A 21,707-nucleotide genomic window follows, 5' to 3' on the forward strand; every position below is an offset into this window, starting at 1 on the left:
TCAAGATTTACCAATAACTAGGGAGAGTAAGCCCGCGGCAATGAGTGGCCCAACCGGCACCCCACGGAACAAGGCAACCCCCAACACGGTGCCGACGAGTAAGCCGGCCACTACCGAGGGTTGGTGGGTCATCAGTGAGACGCCCCGACCGCCTAGCCAGGACACCGCCACGCCAACCACAATGGCTAGAATCGATTTCCACTGCACAAAGGAGTGCAATACTTCACTGGCACTGATTTTCCCGCTGGCAATCGGCGTCATGACACCAATGGTCAGAATCAATATACCGATAGTCAGACCGTATTTTTCTATCCACGGGAAAAACTGATTCAGCGGGGTAATGCGAACGGCGATTAATGCCAGAATGGCGAGTGTGACTGTCATGTTGTGGCTAATGATACCGAGTGCCGCCAACACTAAGAGAATTAATAAAGTTGGATCAAGAGCGGCCATAGTTCTTCTGCCTTATCATCATAGTTATCACCACCATGCAATAAAATGCCGGCGGCCAATACGCCGGCAGAAAGTCGCCCTATGATAGTCTCTGCTTACTTGAGGTTCTAGCGCTATTAGCGGTTGGCAAAGGTGTTGCAGCTATTCGGGTCGCCACTGTCGAAACCCCGTTTAAACCAGGTATAGCGTTGCGCCGAAGTGCCGTGAGTGAAGCTATCCGGAACCACGCGGCCCTGTTGTTGTTGCTGTAACCGGTCATCGCCAATGGCTTGCGCAGCATTCAGGGCTTCTTGTAAATCCCCGACATCCAGCACCTGTTGCTCCTCCATGGCTTTCCCCCATCCCCCGGCAAAACAGTCGGCCTGCAACTCCATTTTGACTGACAGGCGATTTGCTTGCGCCTCTGAAGCACCCTGCTGCTGTTGCCGCACTTTGGTGTCAATGCCCATCAAATGTTGCACATGATGCCCAACTTCATGAGCAATGACATAGGCTTGCGCGAAGTCACCGCCCGCACCCAGTTTATTTTTCATATCTTCATAAAAAGATAAATCGATATACACCGTGCTATCTGCCGGGCAATAAAACGGCCCCATGACTGACTGCCCAGTGCCGCAACCGGTCCGCGTTACCCCGCGGTACATCACCAGTTTCGGCTCTTGATAAGCACGCCCCATCTTTTGAAAAATAGGTTTCCAAGTATCTTCGGTGTCAGCCAGTACCACCGAGGTAAATTTAGCGTATTGGTCATCTTTGGCACTCTCGGGGCTTTGTGAACGCGGGGGTGACTGAGTCTGAGACATCGGATCATTGCCATTTAACAACGGCGTCAAGTCAACGCCGTAGTAACCCGCCACCAACACCACAATGAGGATGACAAGGCCACCTTTACCACCAATAGGCGGCCTAAAACCACCGCCGCCGCCCGATGAGTCACCCCGTCGGTCTTCTACATTGTCACTTTCTCGACGACCTTGCCAACGCATAGCTTTACTCCCAGATATATTCCTTACGTATTATCGTAGGAAATCTGTAAGGCTAATACCATTAAAAGTACAAATGATTAATGCAACAGCGGGGAGAGTTAATCAGGGGTATTAAGGGAAGATAAAGCTTATCTCCCCTTAGTGCGATGACGCAAAAGAAAACGTAATCGATTGCGCGGTTAGTCTAATTTAACGCCAATACGGTGTGCAACTTCCTCGTAAGCTTCAATCAAACCACCCAAGCTTTGACGATAACGGTCTTTATCCATTTTATTGAGCGTTTTCTTATCCCACAAACGGCTGCCATCAGGAGAGAACTCATCACCCAACACCACTTCACCGTTGAACAGGCCAAATTCCAGCTTGAAGTCCACTAGGATTAAACCTGCATCATCAAACAATTTACTCAACACGTCATTGGCCAAGTAGCTCAGCTCTTTCATCCGTGCGAGTTGTGCTTCGCTCGCCCAACCAAATGTCTTGCAATAAGACTCATTGACCATCGGGTCATGCATTGCGTCATTTTTCAAAAACAGATCAAACAGTGGTGGACTCAGTTCTACACCTTCTTCGATACCCAGACGTTTTACCAGTGAACCCGCCGCGCGGTTACGGATAACACACTCAACTGGGATCATTTCCAGTTTTTTCACCAGCACTTCGGTGTCCGACAGCAAGCGCTCCATCTGGGTAGGAATACCGGCCGCTTCCAATTTAGCCATAATAAAATGGTTAAATTTGTTGTTTACCATGCCCTTACGATCGAACTGTTCAATGCGCTGACCATCCAGTGCTGACGTATCGTTACGGAACTCCAACACCAATAGGTCAGGATTTTCGGTGGTATAGACGGTCTTCGCCTTGCCACGATACAACTCAGCTAGCTTTTGCATCTTATTACTCCAAGTCTTTTGGATAGAAATAGATAAAGGGGCCGCAGCCCCTTTGGTTTTATTGGGTATTTGTCGCACTTGTCTGGCTAAGTGCCGCCTGGAACACCGCAACCAGCGCATCATTCTGCGCCTGAGTCAGGGTATGCCCTTTAGGGCTGATGAACTGTAAGCTACTGCGGTTATCAAGATCACCGACTTGCAACTTATAATCACCTTCTGGCAATTCTGGGTCTTTGGCGCCCAATGCATCCCAACTGCTGCTGCTCATTGATTTAACGGTAACGTTAATCGAGCCTTGTGGGCGACTGCGGTCAGTGACCTTCATGCCAATCTTCTCAAGAGCAGCCGGTAGACGTTCCCACAGCACGGCATAAGGTGCACGAACAATCAGTTGCGGCAGGCCAGTATCATCACTGCCACTTTGAACATCAATAGTGCCGACTTTACGTGCTGCCTGGCTGCTTTCACTATCAGAGCGAACTTTATCCAAGCCTTCGATAATGGCATTTAACATCGCGCCATTGTAGCGCTGGATTTCGGTATAGCTGGTGATAGGTTTTCCGCCTTGTTGTAACTCAAGGGATTTCACCACCAAGGCCAGTTGATAACCTTGCTCCTGCACACTTATCTGATAACGGCCTTCAAACTGGACGTCTTCATCCGCGCGATTCCATTTAACCCAATCAGTTGTCAACGTTTGGTTGGCATCCTGACGGCTGGCAATCGCCCAGTTTCTGTCCTGAAGAACGCGGGTGACTTGCGCCCAGAGATTACGATTTTGCGGGCTATTTTCTAACAACAGCTTGCTGGTATCGTTAGCATTTTCAGCACGAGAGCCGCTTAATAATGCCAATGGTTGTACCGGAGGACGGATGTCCAACTGCTTGCCCACCGCACCTTGAGTGTTGACGGAACGGACATCATACTCACCATTTTGTATCGGCAGGATCATCCCGGCCGGTGAGTTCAGCGGCTTCAGCCCCGGAGCTTCAAGGTAAGATTCGTCACCGCCAACCTGGCGTTTGTAGCGTTGGTCGGTGGTGCAGCCTGCCAACAGCATGGCCAGTGAAACTCCCACAACCGTTACCACCGTCGACTTTTGCAATGATATTGCCATCAAATTTCCCTAAGAGTTACAGCAAACCTGCGCTTTTCAGCGCGTCTTCCACAACCCGTTTAGCCGGGTCAGTCAATGGAGTCATTGGCAGACGCAAAGTGTCATTCGCCATTAACCCCAGTTTCTTCGCGGCCCATTTCACCGGAATTGGGTTTGCTTCTACAAATAAATGCTGATGCAATGGCATCAAGCGCTGATTCAAACGGCGAGCTTGCGCAAAATCGCCCTGTGCAGCTAATGCACAAAGTTCAACCATTTCACGCGCAGCAATGTTTGCTGTCACTGAAATAACACCTTTACCGCCCAGTTGGATAAAGTCCAGACCACTCGCATCATCACCACTGAGCAGAATGAAGTCTTCATCATCAACCAGCACTTGGATCTGACTTACACGACTTAAGTTCCCTGTTGCCTCTTTAACAGCAACAATATTTTTAATCTTGGCTAAGCGGGCAATGGTCGGCGGTAACATATCGCAACCGGTACGCGATGGCACATTATAGAGAATTTGTGGCAAATCGGTACTTTCAGCAATGGCTTTGAAGTGCTGATATAACCCCTCCTGCATCGGGCGGTTATAATACGGCGTTACCGTCAGGCAGCCCACCACACCGGTATCATTAAACCGCTGTGTGAGCGAAATGGCTTCGGAGGTGGCATTAGCCCCGGTTCCGGCAATGACGGGAATCCGGCCGTCGGCCAGTTCGAGCGTCTGCATGACCACATCAACATGTTCGTCATGATTCAGCGTTGCAGACTCACCAGTGGTGCCCACAGAGACAATCGCCGCCGTTCCACTAGCTACATGATAATCGACAAGTTTTTTAAGGCTCGCACGATCGACAGCACCTTTGTCGTCCATCGGCGTGATTAGTGCAACTATGCTTCCTGTAAACATTCGATTTTCTGTAAATTCTGGACTTCCCATAAACATTGCCCACCCCCTCCTTAAACAAGTTCCTCATGGTACTTTTGACCTCTATCCAAAAGCAAGCAAACAACTGTGTTGTAAGCGCTTGGCAGCAGGTTTTTTTTATGTTTACCATGGTAACCCCAAAGAGCATGACAGGAAGAGCGATTTTGCCGCAGCTTGATGAACATTATCTGGTCATTACCGCACTCGGTGCTGACCGCCCTGGGATCGTCAATACTATCACCCGCCACGTCAGTAGCTGCGGTTGCAATATTGAAGATAGCCGGCTGGCCATGTTTGGTGAGGAATTCACCTTTATTATGCTGCTTTCAGGCAGTTGGAATGCGATAACTTTGCTGGAATCGACCTTGCCGCAAAAAGGCGCTGAGCTCGATTTACTGATTGTCATGAAACGCACCAATGCTCACAATCAGAAAGCCATGCCGGCCACCGTATGGGTCAAAGTTGAAGTGAATGACTCCCCTCATATTATTGAACGGTTTACCAATCTGTTCCATTGCCACAATATGAACATTGCGGAGTTGGTTTCCAAAACTCAACCGGCTGAAGGTGACATTCCTCCTCGGTTACATATCCAGATGAGTGCGCACAGTCCCGCCAGCCAAGACAGTTCAATAATCGAACACGCTTTTTATCAGCTATGTACAGAACTCAACGCACAAGGCAAGATTAGCGTTGTGAACTATCCACAGCATGACTCACGAATGGAGAGTTAGTAATGAGCCCATTGAAAGCCGGTGATATTGCGCCGAAGTTTAGTTTGCCCGACCAAGACGGCGAGCAAATTAGTTTGGCCGACTTCCAGGGACAACGTGTCTTGGTCTATTTTTATCCTAAAGCCATGACACCTGGCTGTACAGTTCAGGCCTGCGGTCTGCGCGACAACATGGATGAGTTAAAAAATGCAGGCGTTGAAGTGTTGGGTATTAGCACTGATAAACCTGAAAAACTGTCACGTTTTGCCGAAAAAGAACTGCTGAACTTCACATTGCTGTCTGATGAAGATCATCAGGTTGCTGAGCAATTTGGTGTCTGGGGCGAGAAAAGCTTTATGGGTAAAACCTATGACGGCATTCATCGCATCAGCTTCTTGATTGGGGTTGATGGGCGGGTGGAGCATGTATTTGATAATTTCAAAACCACTAACCACCACGAAATCGTTTTGGACTATTTGCGCCAAAGTGCCTAAATCGCCACCCTGCCCTATATTGACCAAAAAGAGCGCCTAGGCGCTCTTTTTATTGGCTCAATTTAGTGATTCGGGTAAGTGAACGCCGCTAACACCGCTGCGACGGCAAGGGCGCAGGGGATAGTTAATCGGCGTCAGGGATAAACTCCTCCGGCCAAGCATGAATCACCGCTTTAACCAGTGTGGCCAGGGGAATGGCAAAAAACACCCCCCAGAAACCCCACATGCCGCCAAAAATGATTACTGACAGGATAATAACTAGCGGATGCAAATTCACCGCTTCAGAAAACAGCACTGGCACCAGCAAGTTACCATCTAGCCCCTGCACCACTAAGTAGGCAATAAAAAGTGTCCAGAAATCCGCGCCAATCCCCCATTGGAATAGGGCGACCAGCACCACCGGGATAGTCACAATCACCGCGCCAATATAAGGAATTAACACAGAAAAACCGACCAACACCGCCAGTAATAGGGCGTAATTCATCCCCATCACGAAGAACACCAAATAGGTGGCGATGCCGACCACCACCATTTCCAGCACTTTTCCGCGAATATAATTCGTAATTTGCTGGTTCATCTCCAGCCACACTTGCCCGGCCAAACCACGATTGCGCGGTAAAATACGGCGCACAGCATTCAGCATCTGCTCTTTATCTTTGAGCAGGAAAAACAGCATCAATGGCACCAAAATCAAATAGATGGCTAATGTCAGTAAGCCGATTAATGAAGCCAGCGAGATTTTCACCACTGACTCCCCCATCCCAGAGAGCTTACCGCGCAAATTTTCGGCCATCATATCGACAATACCGGCATCGACCAATGCCGGGTAACGCGCAGGTAATGTCTGAGCAAATGCATTGAATTTATTCAGCATTTTCGGCATATCCGAGATAAGATTATTGCCCTGTTGCCAGACGGTCGGGGCGACAACAAACACCGCCAGCAGCGCAATACCCGCGAAAACGACCAGCACAATACTGGCCGACCACTGGCGCGAACAACCAATCCGCTGTAAGCGGGCCGTCGGCCACTCTAGCAGGTACGCCAGGACAATAGCCGCCAATAGCGGGGCCAAAATACCGCTGAAGAAGTAGAGAATACAGAATCCAACCAACAGAATGACCAGTAACGCGATAACCTGCGGGTCGGTAAAACGACGGCGATACCATTGTAACAACAGCTCTAGCATCCGAAATTGCTCCTAAATACCATGGGAAACCCGCAAATTGGCGAATTGCTTTCATCGCCCCGAAAACAGGGGCATAACCCGCAGGTCAGTTCGACACGTCAGCGGTCTTCTTATCACCGTTGCCTTAGCCGCCATTCCTTTATATAACTATTTCTTTATACCTACAGGCTGACTAAGATAGTTGCAAGATCCAGTAATGGATGATGAGCTTAACCTTTGACCTATTTAAGACTATTTTTGTGATCTAACTCGCTTTCGTGATGATTGTACTGGAGAGCAGAGCAAGGAAGAAGAACTCTTGCACATCTCGGAGTCTAATTGTCATTACATCAGTAGGGGCAACCTCGTTTATGACATATCAGTTAAATAAAACAGGTCAGTTAAACAAAGCAGGCCGGGCAAGTAAAACCGTGATAGCCACCTTGCTCAGTAGCTTGTTACTCACCGGCCCTGTAGCTGTCAATGCTGAGACACAGACGCAAGACTTGTTGCCTGATATTGGCACCTCTGCGGGTGCGACATTAAGTATTGATCAGGAAAAAGCCATGGGGGATTTTTATGTCCGCCAGATGCGCGCCAGTGCCCCACTGATTTATGACCCATTACTGACACAATACATCAATACGTTAGGTAACCGCTTAGTCGCCAATGCTTATTCAGTTCGCACACCATTTCATTTCTATTTGGTGAATAACGATCAGATTAACGCCTTTGCTTTCTTTGGCGGCAATGTGGTACTCCACTCAGCCCTGTTCCGCTATACCGACAACGAAAGCGAACTGGCATCCGTATTAGCCCATGAAATATCTCATGTTACGCAACGCCACCTGGCGCGCGCGATGGAAGAACAGCAACGCATGGCCCCCCTGACTTGGGTGGGTGTGCTCGGCTCTATTTTACTGACGATGGCCAGCCCACAAGCGGGAATGGCTGGCTTGAGCGGCACATTAGCCGGTGCTCAACAAGGTATCATCAGCTTTACTCAGGGTAATGAACAGGAAGCTGACCGAATTGGCATTCAAGTATTGCAGAGGTCGGGATTTGACCCGCAAGCCATGCCAAACTTCCTGCAAAAACTGGCTGATCAGTCACGATATGCATCCAAACCACCCGAAATGCTGCTAACTCACCCATTGCCCGACAGCCGCTTATCTGATGCACGTAACCGTGCTAATCAAATGAAACCGCACCCGATTGCCTCGTCGCAAGATTATCTGTTCGCCAAAGTCCGTATTTTGGGCATGTATGGTTCAGCGGAAAACAGCCTGACACCAGACTTACTTGAAACCTTAAGCAAAGGAACTTCGCGCGAACAGCTGGCTGCCAAATATGGCCAGGCCATTTTGCTGTATCAAGCAAAAAAATACGATGAAGCCCGTAATCAGCTACAACCGCTGCTAACACAACAACCGGGCAATATTTGGTTCCTCGACCTAATGACTGATATTGATTTGGGCCAGAATAAAGCAGCCAGCGCGATTAGCCGCCTGCAAGCAGCAATGGCGAAACAAAATGATGAGCCGGTATTGCAGCTGAATCTGGCCAATGCTTATGTTCAGGGCGGCCAACCGGCAGCGGCCATCAAAATATTGCGCAACTATACATTCAGCAACCCGAATGACCCGAATGGTTGGGATTTACTGGCACAAGCTGCGGCAGCACAGGGTCTGCGAGATCAAGAGCTGGCAGCGCGCGCGGAAAGTCTGGCATTGAGTGGTAAATTGACTCAGGCTATCGGCTTACTCAGTGACGCCAGTGCGCGGGTGAAACTGGGGAGTTTAGAACAAGCGCGCTATGATGCCCGCATTGACCAGTTGCGCCAATTGAATGAGCGCTTTCGTAAATATCAGAAGTCCTAAGGAAAGTATGATGAAAAACGTCACGATTTACCACAATCCGCGTTGTTCCAAAAGCCGGGAAACTCTCGCGTTAGTTGAGCAGCACGGAATTAAACCGCAGGTAATATTGTATTTAGATACCCCGCCCTCAGTGGCGACGTTAAAAGAATTACTGCAACAGTTGGGTTTCAGTGACGCGCGGCAATTAATGCGCACCAAAGAGGAGCTGTATAAAGAGCTGAATCTGGCGGATAAGGCCCTGACACAAGATCAATTACTGCAAGCCATGCACCATTATCCGAAACTGATCGAGCGCCCAATCGTGGTTTATCACGACCAGGCTCGGATTGGCCGCCCACCAGAGCAGGTGCTTGAAATTTTATAACCATGATTAACTAATTGAAAAATAATGATTTAGCCCTCCCCACTGTTATTGGGGGACAGGCAGCTAACACCGCGCCAATAGCGGGATTACAACCCCAGAATCTCTTTCACGAAAGGAATGGTCAACTTACGTTGTGCAGTAATAGAGGCGCGATCAAGCTGATCTAAGGTCATAAACAGAGTGCGCATTTCCCGATCCAGGCGTTTTAACAGAAAACGCCCCACATCTTCCGGTAACTCAAAACCTCGCAATTTGGCGCGTAATTGCAAAGCCTGCAATTTCTCATCATCTGACAAGGGCTGCAATTTATAGATTTGCCCCCAATCGAGCCGAGAGGCCAAATCAGGTAAACCGAGGTTCAATTGCCGTGGCGGGCGATCACCGGTTATCAATAATCGGGTTCGGCCAGTCTCTACAATGCGGTTGTAGAGATTAAATATCGCCATTTCCCACTGTTCATCACCAGCAATACACTCAATATTATCAATACAAACCAGTGCCAGCTGTTCCATACCATCCAGCACTTCCGGCACAAAATAAGCGCGTTTATCCAGCGGAACATAACCCACTGCCTCACCTTTTTGCGATAACTCAGCACAAGCAGCATGCAACAAATGGCTACGCCCGCCACCCTCGCGTGACCAGAAATAGATATAACTGCCATGAGACTGATGAACAGCAGACTGGATAGCCGCTAATAGGGACGGGTTCTCCCCCGGATAAAAACTAGCAAAAGTTTCATCATCGGGAAGATAGAGTGGCAGTGAAAGCTGTGCCGGCGTATTCAGAAGCACCTCAACCAACAAAACGGGCGGGAAAACATGGCAAGCTTACCACAAAAAATTACAACAGCATAAAAACCTGAACTGAGGCGAAAAACTGGCCGAACCGACAAGTGCGGCGCGGCCAGAGGTAACTTTTACTTAAGTGCCGGTTCGTCTTCTGTTGTTTCAATAATCTCTTCTTCAGTGCGAACCAAACTGATCACTTTGAACAGCAAGCTCAGGCCGATGCCAACAACTGTCGCCAGCGCCATCCCTTTCAGCTCAGTGGCACCAATATTCACTTTTGCGCCACTCACCCCGATTATCAGAATAACAGAGGTTAAAATCAGGTTTTGCGCTTTGTTGTAGTCCACTTTTGACTCAATCAGCACCCGGATACCTGACGCCGCAATGACGCCGTACAGCAGCAATGAAACACCGCCCATAACCGGCACCGGCACCGCCTGGATGGCGGCAGCCAATTTACCGATACAAGAGAGCATAATGGCCAGAACCGCTGCGCCACCAATAACCCAAGTGCTGTAAACACGGGTTATCGCCATCACACCGATATTCTCACCGTAAGTGGTATTCGGTGTGGAGCCGAAGAAACCGGAAATCACGGTTGAAATACCATTAGCAAACATTGAACGATGCAGGCCAGGGTCACGAATCAAATCTTTTTTCACGATATTCGCGGTGACCACCAAGTGCCCAATATGCTCGGCAATCACCACCAGTGCTGCAGGTAAGATGGTCAAAATAGCGAACCACTCAAAGCGCGGGGTATAGAACGTCGGTAAAGCAAACCAATGGGCATCGCGGATAGGAGTCAAATCCACCACCCCCATCACGAATGACAAGGCATAGCCGACCAGCACACCAATCAGAATAGGAATAATGGCAAAAAAGCCACGGAACAGCACCGAACCCAAAATAGTGACACCCAATGTCACCATTGAAATGATGATGGTGGTTGAATCGACCGTCACCCCTGGCGCGGGTAATAACCCCGCCATACCGGCAGCAACCCCCGCCAGTTCAAGGCCGATAACCGCAACAATCGCCCCCATTGCCGCTGGCGGGAAGAGCACATTCAGCCAGCCAGTACCGGCTTTTTTTACAATCAATGCCACCAGACAAAACAGCACGCCGCACATGATAAAACCGCCCAGTGCAACTTCGTACCCCAGTGGCAACAACAGTAATACCGGCGAAATAAAGGCGAAGCTGGAGCCCAGATAAGCCGGAATTTTTCCCTTACAAATGAATAAGTAAAGCAAAGTGCCGATACCATTAAACAACAGCACTGTGGCCGGGTTAATTTTAAACAGAATAGGAACTAAAACTGTGGCACCAAACATTGCGAATAAATGTTGAAAACTCAGGGGGATCGTCTGGAGCAGCGGTGGACGCTCGCTGACGCCAATGGTGCGACGGCTCATTTCTCTATCCTCTAATTAAGATTATGTGCATACTTTTCTAACTTAACATTGCAACGGAATTCGCCACACTGACTCAGCCAACTCACTGATTTTAAGTCAGCTTATTAGGTTTCACTTGTGTGCGGCTCTGCTGCAACGCCCAGTTGTTTAGGTATGAAGGGGTTTATGCAAAAAAATTATTCAAAAAAAAGCCGACTATCGAGTCGGCTATCATCTGTTATTTCGTTCCGAAAATCTTATCACCGGCATCACCCAATCCAGGGATGATGTAACCGTGTTCGTTCAACCCTTGGTCGATGGAAGCGGTGTACAACTCGACATCTGGATGAGCGGCTTCCAATGCTTTAATCCCTTCAGGGGCGGCAACCAGCACCAAGACTTTGATGCTCTTACAGCCGGCATTCTTAAGCAAATCAATGGTCGCAATCATCGAACCACCGGTTGCCAGCATCGGGTCAACCACCAACGCCATGCGCTCGTCAATATGCGACACCAGCTTTTGGAAGTAAGGTACTGGTTTTAGTGTCTCTTCGTCGCGATAGACACCGACCACACTGATACGAGCGCTAGGGACATTTTCCAAGACCCCTTCCATCATGCCCAAACCGGCACGCAGAATAGGCACTACCGTGATTTTCTTACCTTTAATCTGTTCAATCTCAACCGGCCCGTTCCAACCTTCGATGGTGACTTTCTCAGTCTCCAGATCAGCGGTTGCCACGTAAGTCAGCAAACTCCCTACTTCAGACGCTAACTCGCGAAAACGCTTTGTACTGATATCATTCTCACGCATCAAACCAAGTTTATGTTTTACTAGCGGGTGTTTCACCTCAACGATCTTCATTATTTTTCTCCCGGTTAGGCGGCTGGCGGCCAAAAAAATCGCGAGATTATACCGCCTTTTTTTTTGAACGCCACAATGAATAGCCTGATTCAGATCAATAGAAAATCATTATTAAGTCAAGCAAGCTAAAAATCAGCGTGATATCACAAGCTACTCGCAAACGTTTGCCTGCGCTGTTAGAATTGTCGCGTTTTCTTTCTATGCTTAAACCGCCAACCGCCGTGGGGACCTCGCAGTGACCAACAAAACCTCTCTCAGCTATAAAGACGCAGGTGTAGATATTGATGCCGGCAATGACCTTGTTGATCGCATAAAAGGTGTGGTTAAACAAACCCGTCGCCCAGAAGTGATGGGAGGATTGGGCGGGTTCGGTGCCCTGTGCGCTTTGCCGCAAAAATACCGTGAACCGATTCTTGTTTCAGGCACTGATGGCGTTGGCACCAAGCTGCGCCTGGCAATGGACTTGAAACGCCACGATACCATTGGTATCGATTTAGTCGCGATGTGTGTTAATGACTTGGTAGTTCAAGGTGCTGAACCACTGTTCTTCCTAGACTACTTTGCTACCGGCAAACTGGATGTGGACACTGCCGCCAGTGTGATTACCGGTATCGCTGAAGGATGTAAACAATCAGGTTGTGCACTGGTGGGTGGCGAGACCGCCGAAATGCCGGGGATGTACCACGGCGAAGATTACGACGTTGCTGGCTTCTGTGTTGGTGTAGTCGAAAAATCTGAAATTATTGACGGCAGCAAGGTCGCTCCGGGTGATGCTCTGGTAGCCCTAGGCGCCAGCGGCCCGCATTCAAATGGCTATTCACTGGTACGTAAAATTCTGGAAGTCAGTAACACCGACCCAGAACAGACTCAATTGGACGGTAAATCTCTGGCGGATCATTTGCTGGAACCCACCAAAATCTATGTGAAATCCATCCTTAGCTTGATTGAGCAACTTGATATTCATGCTATTGCTCACCTGACCGGCGGCGGCTTCTGGGAAAATATCCCACGCGTATTGCCACAAGGGACTCAAGCCGTTATCGATGAAGCGAGCTGGCAGTGGCCGGCGGTATTTAGCTGGTTACAGCACGCCGGTAATGTCAGCCGCCATGAAATGTATCGCACATTTAACTGCGGTGTCGGCATGGTGGTGGCGCTTCCGGCAGAACTGGCCGATATTGCCGTTGAGCAACTGACCGCGTCGGGTGAAAAAGCCTGGAAAATCGGGGTGATCGCGGCGGCAACTGAAAGTGACGAGCAAGTGGTGATTAATTAATCATTATGAAGAAAATCGTGGTTTTGATTTCAGGCCAGGGAAGTAACTTACAGGCACTGATTGATGCCCAGCAACAAGGGCGTATTTCAGGCGAAATTAGTGCTGTATTCAGTAATAATCCGCAAGCTTATGGGCTCGAACGCGCTGCACTGGCGGGCATTGCACAGCAGGCGCTGGATGCGAAAACGTATGCCTCGCGGGCCAGTTTTGATCTGGCATTGGCGCAGGCCATCGACCAGTATCAGCCTGATTTACTGGTGCTGGCGGGTTATATGCGCATTCTCAGCCCGGAGTTTGTGCAGCATTACGCTGGCCGGATGTTGAATATTCACCCCTCCTTACTGCCAAAATACCCCGGCCTACACACTCATCGCCAAGCCTTGGAAAACGGTGATCGGGAACACGGTACTTCAGTGCATTTTGTCACTGAAGAGCTGGATGGCGGCCCTGTTATCCTGCAAGCCAAAGTGCCGATTTTCAGTGATGATAGCGAAGAGGATGTGGTCGAGAGAGTGCAAACTCAGGAGCACAATATTTATCCGCTGGTGGTCAGTTGGTTCACTGATGGCCGGCTATTGATGCGAGATAATGCTGCTTGGTTGGATGGTGAGCGCTTACCTGTACAAGGCTACGCGGCGGAATAACGCCATTAAGATATAAACGCTAAAGGCGCTGCCATTTTTGGGTGAGCGCCTTTTTTAATTTCCTGTGCTCATACCTTATGCTGATAGTATAATTTCTAGGGCAGCAACCGCTGTCGTCACACGAGGAATAAGCATGTCTAGCACTAGCAGCGTCCGGTTACGTCCACTGGAACGGGATGATCTGCCGTTTGTTCATCAACTAGATAATAATGCCAGCGTCATGCGCTATTGGTTTGAAGAGCCTTACGAGGCCTTTGTCGAGCTGTCTGATTTATATGATAAGCATATTCATGATCAGAGCGAGCGACGCTTTATTATTGAAAGTCAGGGTACGAAAGCGGGCCTGGTCGAGTTAGTGGAAATTAACCATATTCACCGCCGTGCTGAATTTCAGATTATTATCGACCCAGCCCATCAAGGCAAAGGTTATGCCGGTTCAGCCGCCAGATTGGCAATGGAATACGGTTTTTCCGTATTGAACTTGTATAAACTGTATTTGATTGTGGATAAAGAAAATGAAAAAGCTATTCATATCTACAGCAAATTAGGTTTTGAGTTAGAGGGTGAGTTAAAACAAGAGTTCTTTATCAATGGCGAATATCGCACTGCCATCCGCATGTGTATTTTCCAGCCACAATATTTGGCCAAATATAAAACGCCATCGATAAAGAGTGCTTAGCCGATAGCCCGGTCATCCATTGGCACTGTAGCAACCCACGTCGCTTCAGTGCCAACCTCGCCGAATCAACCGTAGCGCCCAGTAATATAGTCTTCCGTACGCCGCTGATGTGGCGAAGTAAACAGTGCGTCGGTATCATTATATTCCACCAGCGCCCCCTGATGGATAAAAGCGGTGTAATCTGAAACTCTTGCGGCCTGCTGCATATTATGGGTCACTAGCACTACGGTATATCGCTGTTTTAATTCAGTAATAAGCTCTTCAATTGTCAATGTCGAAATAGGATCCAATGCCGATGTCGGCTCATCCAGCAACAGCACTTGTGGCTCAATCGCGATGGCTCTGGCTATCACTAAGCGCTGTTGCTGACCACTGGAGAGGCGAAACGCGTTTTCGCGCAGCCGGTCTTTGACTTCATGCCACAAAGCAGCGGCCCGTAATGAGCGCTCAACGGCATCATCGAGAACCCGCCTATCACCAATGCCCTGCAAACGCAGGCCATAGACCACATTCTCATAAATAGATTTTGGGAAGGGATTTGGCCGCTGGAACACCATCCCAACCCGCCGACGCAATGCCGCAACATCAGTGGATTTATCCGTGATAACTTCGCTACCAAGACGGATCTGCCCTTCAAAACGGCAGTTATCCAGTAAATCATTCATCCGGTTAAAACAGCGTAATAACGTTGATTTGCCACAACCGGAAGGGCCAATCAACGCGGTAACACGGTGCTTGGGCACATTAAAGGAAATATCGTGCAGCACCTGTTTGTCGCCGTAGAATAAATTGAGCTTTTCGACCGCCAAGGCAGTTTGCTCGTGAGTCAGTTGCTGCACATCAAACAGTGGCAGCGCATCCGGCATCAACAATCCCATATAGTGTCCTGCGGGTTAAAAAGTTCAGTCACAGCATTAAACCACGATATTTTTCGCGCAAATGGTGGCGAATACCAATAGCCGCTAAATTAAGGCCCACCACAATGATAACCAGCAATAACGCGGTGGCGAACACTAATGGCCGGGCCGCTTCTACATTGGGGCTTTGGAATGCCATGTCATATATCTGGAAGCTTAAATGCATAAATTTACGTTCTAAATGCAGGTATGGGAAAACACCGTCGACTGGCAAGAGTGGCGCTGATTTTACCACCCCCACCAACATCAGCGGAGCCGTTTCTCCTGCGGCCCGTGCTACCGCCAAAATTAGCCCGGTAATCATGGCCGGCGCGGCCATTGGCAACACAATATGCCACAGTGTTTCAGCTTTATTCGCCCCTAGCGCAAGTGAACCTTGCCGTAAGCTGGCCGGAATGCGCGATAACCCCTCTTCAGTCGCCACAATCACCACCGGCAATGTCAATAATGCCAGTGTCAATGCCGCCCATAATACGCCCGGCGTACCGAAGGTCGGGTTGGGCAGTGCTTCGGGGTAAAACAGTTTATCCAGTGAGCCGCCGATAAAATAGACAAAGAAACCGAGGCCAAATACCCCATAAACAATGGATGGCACGCCGGCTAAATTCACCACGGAAATTCGAATCATCCGAGTCAGCCAATTTTTCCCGGCATACTCATGTAAATAAACTGCCGCAATGACCCCCAATGGCATCACCACGATGGACATCAATATCACCATCAAAATAGTGCCAAAAATAGCCGGGAACACCCCGCCCTCAGTATTGGCATTCCGCGGGTTATCGGTCAGAAACTGATAGGTTTGCAGCGCAAAATGGCGCAGTTTCTGGCCAAAACTCATCGCATTGGGATACCAAGCACGGTTGATTTGGCTAAGCGGCAGTGGGTGAATTTGCCCATTCATATCCCGCAACAGCAGTGTGTAGCGATTTTGGTCTGCTTGCAGACCGCGTAATTTCTCCATCATCGCCAGATGACTGCGTTGCAGTTCGCCCCATTCGGCTTCAATTCGGTCTTGCGATTTACTGTCAAAATCACCGGTCATTTGCAGGCGTTTTTTCTGTAGTCGCAATGTTTCAAACTGTTGATTTAGCATGTTCATCTGGCGAAACTGGATATCTTTCGACTGCCTGACCAGCGCCTGTATCACCGGAATACGTTTTTGCAGCTCCTGGGCTAAATTATCGCCCACCACTGGCTGGCCGTTATCCAGCATTCCCGCGAGAAAACCATATGCAGCCCCATTATTTTGGCGGTCTAATACCAGCAAATCTTTGGGTTGGCGGCGTTGTTGAATATCCGTGTCCAACAGCCGGTGAAAATCCTGCCCTTGTATCTCACGGTTACCGGTTTTAATCAGATAGCGGGTCACGGTGTCACCCGCCTCTGGCGGTAAAATAATGCCCGCTTGCTCTAATTGCTGGCGCGGCAGAGGCTGTTGCTGATAAATCTCGCCAATCACTCTAACCGGGCCGGCGGCAGTTTGCTTTAGCTCAAACTCATAAACCGGGCTGGGCCAGAAATAGCGCATCCCCTGCCCTGCCAATAACAAAATTACCCCCAGTAAAGCTAACAAGCTGATACTCACCGCTCCGCCAGTCAGCCAGATCCACGGCGAGCCAGATGCAAACCACTTTTTGGTAAAACGGGCCATCAGGCAATCTGCTCCATTTGATAGCGTTCACGTAAGCGCAAACGAATGGATTCGGCGAGGGTATTGACCAAAAACGTAAAACAAAACAGCACTAACGCCGTCAGGAACAGCACCCGATAATGACCACTGCCCATCACGGCCTCCGGCATTTCAATGGCAATATTGGCCGCCATCGCGCGTAACCCTTGGAAAATGCTGCCATCAATAATCGGGGTATTCCCCGTGGCCATCAGGACAATCATGGTCTCCCCGACTGCCCGGCCAAAACCTATCATCAGCGCGGAGAAAATGCCCGCATAAGCAGAGGGCAAGACAACGCGAGTCAGGGTTTGCCACGGCGTGGCACCTAGCGCCAGAGAACCTTGGCTCAGTGACGGCGGCACACTGAATAGCGCGTCTTCTGCCAGCGAGAAAATGACCGGGATCAGGGCAAAGCCCATGGCAACCCCCACAACTAACGCATTGCGCTGAGAATAATTATCGCCCAACCATTCATGCAGCGGAATTCCTAGTGTCCATATCGCCAATTTCGGCCCTAACCAGAGAGCTAAAAGCCCCGTCAGCAAAATAACCGGTAGCAAGATAATGACATCCCAGCCGGCAGGCAGTTGGCGCTGCATTTTTTCCGACACTCGCGCACTGCCCCAGCCACACCCGAGAATCGTCAACGCCAGCAATGGCGGCAGCAATAAGATACCGGTCAGATAATGCTCAATCACCGGAGCCAACCAAATACCGGCAATCAACCCAATCACCACCGTCGGGAATGCCCCCATCATCTCAATCGTCGGTTTAACGATGCGCCGCAGGCCCGCCGACATAAAATAAGCCGTATAAATTGCCCCCGCCAGTGCCAGTGGGACGGCAAATAACATGGCGTAGGCGGCAGCTTTTAAGGTGCCAAAAATAATCGGTATCAGGCTAAATTTGGCTTGATAACTTTCTTGTGCTGAACTCGACTGCCAGACATAGGCCGGCTCTGGGTAATCTTCATACCACATGCGCTGCCATAGGCTGCGCCAACTGATATCCGGGTAGCGATTATCTAATTGATAAACAGACCAGCCGGCAGCATTCTCTACCAACAGACGCTCGCCCCAAGGAGAAAATGCTGCATGGGTCATCCCCTCAGCCAACTTATACTGCAACAAAGGCGCTGACTGGGTGCTGGAGAAGAGTGATAACTCGCCTTGTGGCGACAATGAAGCAAATACCCGCCGGGCATTTTCAGTCGTCAGTAAGCCCTTACCCACAGGAGTAAAGCGGCGAATTTGCGTTAGATGATATTGATTATCTGGCGCTTTGGGCACGTCAAACCATTGCGTGACTACGCCATCCGGCGCTTGAACCAGCAGTGACTTCCCCCCCGCCAGTAAAGAGAGTTGCAATGGCCCTTGCGACGGGTGCTGGTCATCCAATAAAGGGACAATTTCACGTAAAGTCAGCTCAGCACCGAATTGATAAATATACAATTGTTGACCGGAGAGAAGATAAAGCAAACGCCCGTCTGGGGCTAATAACAGCTGATTGATGGCCTTGGGCGCATCGGCCAGTTCAGTGAGCTGCTGGCCGCCGGCAGTCAATGTCGCCGCGATTAAACGGCCATCATTAGTGGTGGCCGCCAGAGCAAAGTGTTGTGGTTGCGGCTCCGCCACCACCAAATGACTCAGATTTTGCCCTTGCAAATCCAAAGAGCGCGGCTGTTCACCCAGCGGAAATTGCCAGCGCGGCGGTGTCGTTGAGAAGTCGGGTTGCAGCAAAATAACGCGGCCATCACTCAAGCCAATACTATACAAAGATTTGCCTGGAGCACGGCTGATTGATACTGGCGCTGGGGATAACTGCTGCTCACTGATAAGGCTCCCGGCGGGAAATTCACCCTGTGCTTTGAGGCGAATGAAAAAACCTTGGCCTTTGTTATCAATACGATACCCCACTCCCCCCTGCGCATCAGTCCCCAGAGCGAGAGTCGGCGCACTGCGATTTAGCGCAAATTGACTATGCAAACTCATTGAGGCAGGTTTAAAGAGCGGCAGGACGGCGTACAATAAATAGACGAAAATCAGCATTAAGGTCAGCAAAACCAGCAGGCCACTGCCCGTGACGAGCATATGCACCAGACGTTCAATAACAGCCCGGCGCTTATCTCTCCCTGATTGTGTGACTACGCCCGCTTGCTGCATATTTTTGAATGCCCCATGCCCTTAGGCCGCTATATCCCGTCGATGTTATCAGCCCAGCCGCAATCTATAATATATAGCGCCAGATAACCGAGCATTTTATGTCAGTTTTGTGGCGTTTGCATGACAATGTTGCTGGCGGCGCTCAATCAAGTTAACTCATGATATCTGTTGGACATTCTTGTCAATATTTCGCAATAATGATTGAGGACACTAAATACTCCCACAATAATCTTACTGGAGTTGCAATGGGTCAGGAAAAGCTCTACACCGAAAAAGAACTCAGTTGGTTATCTTTTAATGAGCGGGTATTGCAGGAAGCGGCGGATAAGAGCAATCCACTTATCGAGCGGATGCGATTTCTTGGCATTTACTCCAATAATCTTGATGAGTTTTATAAAGTCCGTTTCGCTGATCTGAAACGGCGCATTCTGATCAGCGAAGAGCAAGGCTCGGCTGTCACGTCCCGCCATTTGCTGAAAAAAATCCAAAGCAAAGTGGTGAAAGCGGATCAAGAATTTGACGGGCTATATAATGATTTATTGCTGGAGATGGCACGCAATCAAATCTTCTTGATTAATGAGCGGCAAATTTCCGAAAACCAGCAAATATGGTTAAAACAATATTTTAAACAGCATCTACGCCAGCACATTACGCCAATTCTGATTAATCACGACACGAATTTGGTGCAATTTTTAAAAGACGATTACACCTATTTGGCGGTGGAAATCATCCGTGGTCAGGACATTGCATACGCCCTGTTAGAAATTCCCTCCGATAAAGTACCGCGCTTTGTTAACTTGCCACCAGAAGCGCCTCGCCGTCGCAAACCAATGATATTACTTGATAATATTCTTAGGTATTGCCTTGATGAGATTTTTAAAGGCTTCTTTGATTATGATGCACTAAATGCCTATTCCATGAAAATGACCCGCGATGCCGAATATGATTTGGTCACCGAAATGGAATCCAGCCTATTGGAATTGATGTCCTCAAGTTTAAAACAGCGCCTGACGGCCGAACCAGTACGTTTTGTTTATCAACGCGATATGCCTGATGAAATGGTGGAATTACTGCGCAATAAGCTGGGGATCTCGAATGATGACTCGGTCATTGCTGGCGGGCGTTATCATAATTTCAAAGACTTTATCAGCTTCCCAAATGTTGGCAAAAGCAATCTGGTTAATAAGCCGTTACCGCGTCTGCGCCATGTTTGGTTTGATAAATTCCGCAATGGTTTTGATGCTATTCGCGAACAAGATGTGCTGCTGTATTACCCGTACCACACTTTTGAGCACGTATTGGAATTGCTGCGTCAAGCATCTTTCGACCCCAGTGTATTAGCCATTAAAATTAATATTTATCGTGTCGCCAAAGATTCGCGCATTATCGAATCAATGATCCATGCGGCCCATAATGGCAAGAAAGTGACGGTGGTGGTGGAATTGCAGGCGCGTTTTGATGAAGAAGCCAATATTCATTGGGCTAAAAGCCTGACCGCCGCCGGTGTACACGTTATTTTCTCTGCGCCGGGCTTGAAAATTCATGCCAAGTTATTCCTAATCTCCCGTCTCGAAGGCGAGGAAATTGTGCGTTATGCTCATATTGGCACCGGTAACTTTAACGAGAAAACCGCGCGTATTTATACCGACTATTCATTGCTGACGGCAGATGCCCGTATTACCAATGAAGTTCGGCGAGTCTTTAACTTTATTGAAAACCCATACCGCCCGGTCAAATTCGATAACTTGATGGTATCACCGCAGAACTCGCGCTTGATGCTGTATCAATTGATTGATCAGGAAATTATTCATGCTCAGGCCGGTGAAAGCGCCGGGATTACCCTGAAGATAAATAATTTAGTGGATAAAGGCCTAGTAGATAGGTTATATAGCGCCTCCAGTGCGGGAGTGAAGATCCGGTTATTAGTGCGAGGGATGTGCTCATTAATCCCCAATATGCCGGGGATCAGCGATAATATTCAGGTCATCAGCATTGTTGACCGCTTCTTAGAGCATGACCGGGTGTACGTCTTTGAGAATAAGGGCGACAAATTGGTCTATCTCTCTTCCGCTGACTGGATGACGCGCAATATTGATTATCGTATTGAGGTCGCAGTTTCATTACTGGATCCGCGGTTAAAACAGCGGGTACTGGATATTTTAGAGCTGTTATTTAACGACACGGTAAAAGCCCGTTATATTGATAAAGAACTGAGTAATCGTTATGTACCGCGTGGAAATAGGCGCAAAGTACGTGCACAGATTGCCATCTATGATTATTTAAAAGCACTGGAACAACCAGAGCAGTAAGGCGAAAA

General features: G+C 49.0%; 20 protein-coding genes. 8 read left to right on the forward strand and 12 right to left on the reverse strand.

Annotation, left to right across the window (positions count from 1 at the left end; all coding sequences use genetic code 11):
• The 5 genes from D5F51_RS15740 to dapA all read right to left on the reverse strand — a co-directional run bounded on the left by D5F51_RS15740 (position 1) and on the right by dapA (position 4,347).
• Positions 1–453, reverse strand: coding sequence for a DUF441 domain-containing protein (locus D5F51_RS15740; RefSeq protein ID WP_025379141.1), 453 nt, complete (start codon positions 451–453; stop codon positions 1–3).
• Positions 454–569: 116 nt separating this feature from the next.
• Positions 570–1,439 carry a KPN_02809 family neutral zinc metallopeptidase gene (gene ypfJ / locus D5F51_RS15745; protein ID WP_129197775.1) on the reverse strand — a complete coding sequence of 290 codons (870 nt, stop codon included), beginning with the start codon at positions 1,437–1,439 and terminating at the stop codon, positions 570–572.
• Positions 1,440–1,618: 179 nt separating this feature from the next.
• Positions 1,619–2,332, reverse strand: a complete 714-nt coding sequence (gene purC / locus D5F51_RS15750) for a phosphoribosylaminoimidazolesuccinocarboxamide synthase (protein ID WP_025379143.1) — start codon at positions 2,330–2,332, stop codon at positions 1,619–1,621.
• 58 nt (positions 2,333–2,390) lie between these two features.
• Positions 2,391–3,449 carry an outer membrane protein assembly factor BamC gene (gene bamC / locus D5F51_RS15755; RefSeq protein ID WP_129197777.1) on the reverse strand — a complete coding sequence of 353 codons (1,059 nt, stop codon included), beginning with the start codon at positions 3,447–3,449 and terminating at the stop codon, positions 2,391–2,393.
• A gap of 16 nt (positions 3,450–3,465) precedes the next feature.
• A complete protein-coding gene (gene dapA, locus D5F51_RS15760; RefSeq protein WP_087768746.1) occupies positions 3,466–4,347 on the reverse strand; it encodes a 4-hydroxy-tetrahydrodipicolinate synthase in 882 nt (293 codons plus the stop codon).
• A gap of 182 nt (positions 4,348–4,529) precedes the next feature.
• On the opposite strand from dapA, the gene D5F51_RS15765 reads away from it, so the two are divergent.
• Entirely contained in the window at positions 4,530–5,099 is a 570-nt protein-coding gene (locus D5F51_RS15765) for a glycine cleavage system transcriptional repressor (RefSeq protein WP_129199389.1), read from the forward strand.
• A gap of 2 nt (positions 5,100–5,101) precedes the next feature.
• Positions 5,102–5,572 (forward strand): thioredoxin-dependent thiol peroxidase, encoded by a 471-nt coding sequence (gene bcp / locus D5F51_RS15770; protein WP_129197779.1) that lies wholly within the window; start codon positions 5,102–5,104, stop codon positions 5,570–5,572.
• 124 nt (positions 5,573–5,696) lie between these two features.
• Here the strand turns inward: bcp and D5F51_RS15775 are convergent, their stop codons facing one another.
• Entirely contained in the window at positions 5,697–6,761 is a 1,065-nt protein-coding gene (locus tag D5F51_RS15775; protein ID WP_025379147.1) for an AI-2E family transporter, read from the reverse strand.
• A gap of 350 nt (positions 6,762–7,111) precedes the next feature.
• On the opposite strand from D5F51_RS15775, the gene bepA reads away from it, so the two are divergent.
• Both bepA and arsC read left to right on the forward strand, forming a co-directional pair.
• Positions 7,112–8,620 (forward strand): beta-barrel assembly-enhancing protease, encoded by a 1,509-nt coding sequence (bepA, locus tag D5F51_RS15780; protein WP_162301757.1) that lies wholly within the window; start codon positions 7,112–7,114, stop codon positions 8,618–8,620.
• Positions 8,621–8,630: 10 nt separating this feature from the next.
• A complete protein-coding gene (arsC, locus tag D5F51_RS15785; protein WP_129199393.1) occupies positions 8,631–8,984 on the forward strand; it encodes an arsenate reductase (glutaredoxin) in 354 nt (117 codons plus the stop codon).
• Between the two features lie 86 nt (positions 8,985–9,070).
• On the opposite strand, the gene hda is transcribed toward arsC, so the two are convergent.
• From hda to upp, 3 genes are all read right to left on the reverse strand, one after another.
• Entirely contained in the window at positions 9,071–9,778 is a 708-nt protein-coding gene (gene hda, locus D5F51_RS15790) for a DnaA inactivator Hda (RefSeq protein WP_050136575.1), read from the reverse strand.
• 125 nt (positions 9,779–9,903) lie between these two features.
• Complete coding sequence (uraA, locus tag D5F51_RS15795) at positions 9,904–11,193, reverse strand: uracil permease (RefSeq protein WP_025379151.1); 1,290 nt, start codon at positions 11,191–11,193, stop codon at positions 9,904–9,906.
• Positions 11,194–11,410: 217 nt separating this feature from the next.
• Positions 11,411–12,037 carry a uracil phosphoribosyltransferase gene (upp, locus tag D5F51_RS15800; RefSeq protein ID WP_025379152.1) on the reverse strand — a complete coding sequence of 209 codons (627 nt, stop codon included), beginning with the start codon at positions 12,035–12,037 and terminating at the stop codon, positions 11,411–11,413.
• A 235-nt stretch (positions 12,038–12,272) separates the two neighbouring features.
• Between upp and purM the strand changes: the two genes are divergently transcribed.
• From purM to speG, 3 genes are all read left to right on the forward strand, one after another.
• A complete protein-coding gene (gene purM / locus D5F51_RS15805) occupies positions 12,273–13,313 on the forward strand; it encodes a phosphoribosylformylglycinamidine cyclo-ligase (RefSeq protein WP_129197781.1) in 1,041 nt (346 codons plus the stop codon).
• Between the two features lie 5 nt (positions 13,314–13,318).
• On the forward strand, positions 13,319–13,957 hold the full coding sequence (purN, locus tag D5F51_RS15810) for a phosphoribosylglycinamide formyltransferase (RefSeq protein ID WP_025379154.1): 639 nt from the start codon (positions 13,319–13,321) through the stop codon (positions 13,955–13,957).
• Between the two features lie 133 nt (positions 13,958–14,090).
• Positions 14,091–14,636 (forward strand): spermidine N1-acetyltransferase, encoded by a 546-nt coding sequence (gene speG / locus D5F51_RS15815; RefSeq protein ID WP_025379155.1) that lies wholly within the window; start codon positions 14,091–14,093, stop codon positions 14,634–14,636.
• A 65-nt stretch (positions 14,637–14,701) separates the two neighbouring features.
• Here speG and pstB read toward each other — a convergent pair whose 3' ends face one another.
• Genes pstB through D5F51_RS15830 form a run of 3 tightly spaced genes read right to left on the reverse strand, consistent with a single transcriptional unit; the run spans position 14,702 to position 19,390 of the window.
• Positions 14,702–15,514, reverse strand: coding sequence for a phosphate ABC transporter ATP-binding protein PstB (gene pstB / locus D5F51_RS15820; protein WP_025379156.1), 813 nt, complete (start codon positions 15,512–15,514; stop codon positions 14,702–14,704).
• 28 nt (positions 15,515–15,542) lie between these two features.
• Positions 15,543–17,207, reverse strand: coding sequence for a phosphate ABC transporter permease PstA (pstA, locus tag D5F51_RS15825; RefSeq protein ID WP_129197783.1), 1,665 nt, complete (start codon positions 17,205–17,207; stop codon positions 15,543–15,545).
• Entirely contained in the window at positions 17,207–19,390 is a 2,184-nt protein-coding gene (locus D5F51_RS15830; RefSeq protein WP_129197785.1) for an ABC transporter permease subunit, read from the reverse strand. Before D5F51_RS15830 ends, pstA begins: the two co-directional genes overlap by 1 nt.
• Before the next feature lie 245 nt (positions 19,391–19,635).
• Here D5F51_RS15830 and ppk1 point away from each other — a divergent pair, with 245 nt between their 5' ends.
• Positions 19,636–21,699 (forward strand): polyphosphate kinase 1, encoded by a 2,064-nt coding sequence (gene ppk1, locus D5F51_RS15835; RefSeq protein ID WP_129197787.1) that lies wholly within the window; start codon positions 19,636–19,638, stop codon positions 21,697–21,699.
• The last annotated feature ends 8 nt before the right edge of the window (positions 21,700–21,707 follow it).

Source organism: Yersinia hibernica (assembly GCF_004124235.1).
GTDB classification, from domain to species: Bacteria; Pseudomonadota; Gammaproteobacteria; order Enterobacterales; family Enterobacteriaceae; genus Yersinia; species Yersinia hibernica.

What these genes read in the sequence shown, in the direction of transcription:
- D5F51_RS15740 (WP_025379141.1), bottom strand. Translation starts at nt 453, where the DNA reads ATGGCCGCTCTTGATCCAACTTTATTAATTCTCTTAGTGTTGGCGGCA.
- ypfJ (WP_129197775.1), bottom strand. Translation starts at nt 1,439, where the DNA reads ATGCGTTGGCAAGGTCGTCGAGAAAGTGACAATGTAGAAGACCGACGG.
- purC (WP_025379143.1), bottom strand. Translation starts at nt 2,332, where the DNA reads ATGCAAAAGCTAGCTGAGTTGTATCGTGGCAAGGCGAAGACCGTCTAT.
- bamC (WP_129197777.1), bottom strand. Translation starts at nt 3,449, where the DNA reads ATGGCAATATCATTGCAAAAGTCGACGGTGGTAACGGTTGTGGGAGTT.
- dapA (WP_087768746.1), bottom strand. Translation starts at nt 4,347, where the DNA reads ATGTTTACAGGAAGCATAGTTGCACTAATCACGCCGATGGACGACAAA.
- bcp (WP_129197779.1), top strand. Translation starts at nt 5,102, where the DNA reads ATGAGCCCATTGAAAGCCGGTGATATTGCGCCGAAGTTTAGTTTGCCC.
- D5F51_RS15775 (WP_025379147.1), bottom strand. Translation starts at nt 6,761, where the DNA reads ATGCTAGAGCTGTTGTTACAATGGTATCGCCGTCGTTTTACCGACCCG.
- bepA (WP_162301757.1), top strand. Translation starts at nt 7,112, where the DNA reads ATGACATATCAGTTAAATAAAACAGGTCAGTTAAACAAAGCAGGCCGG.
- arsC (WP_129199393.1), top strand. Translation starts at nt 8,631, where the DNA reads ATGAAAAACGTCACGATTTACCACAATCCGCGTTGTTCCAAAAGCCGG.
- uraA (WP_025379151.1), bottom strand. Translation starts at nt 11,193, where the DNA reads ATGAGCCGTCGCACCATTGGCGTCAGCGAGCGTCCACCGCTGCTCCAG.
- upp (WP_025379152.1), bottom strand. Translation starts at nt 12,037, where the DNA reads ATGAAGATCGTTGAGGTGAAACACCCGCTAGTAAAACATAAACTTGGT.
- purN (WP_025379154.1), top strand. Translation starts at nt 13,319, where the DNA reads ATGAAGAAAATCGTGGTTTTGATTTCAGGCCAGGGAAGTAACTTACAG.
- speG (WP_025379155.1), top strand. Translation starts at nt 14,091, where the DNA reads ATGTCTAGCACTAGCAGCGTCCGGTTACGTCCACTGGAACGGGATGAT.
- pstB (WP_025379156.1), bottom strand. Translation starts at nt 15,514, where the DNA reads ATGGGATTGTTGATGCCGGATGCGCTGCCACTGTTTGATGTGCAGCAA.
- pstA (WP_129197783.1), bottom strand. Translation starts at nt 17,207, where the DNA reads ATGGCCCGTTTTACCAAAAAGTGGTTTGCATCTGGCTCGCCGTGGATC.
- D5F51_RS15830 (WP_129197785.1), bottom strand. Translation starts at nt 19,390, where the DNA reads ATGCAGCAAGCGGGCGTAGTCACACAATCAGGGAGAGATAAGCGCCGG.
- ppk1 (WP_129197787.1), top strand. Translation starts at nt 19,636, where the DNA reads ATGGGTCAGGAAAAGCTCTACACCGAAAAAGAACTCAGTTGGTTATCT.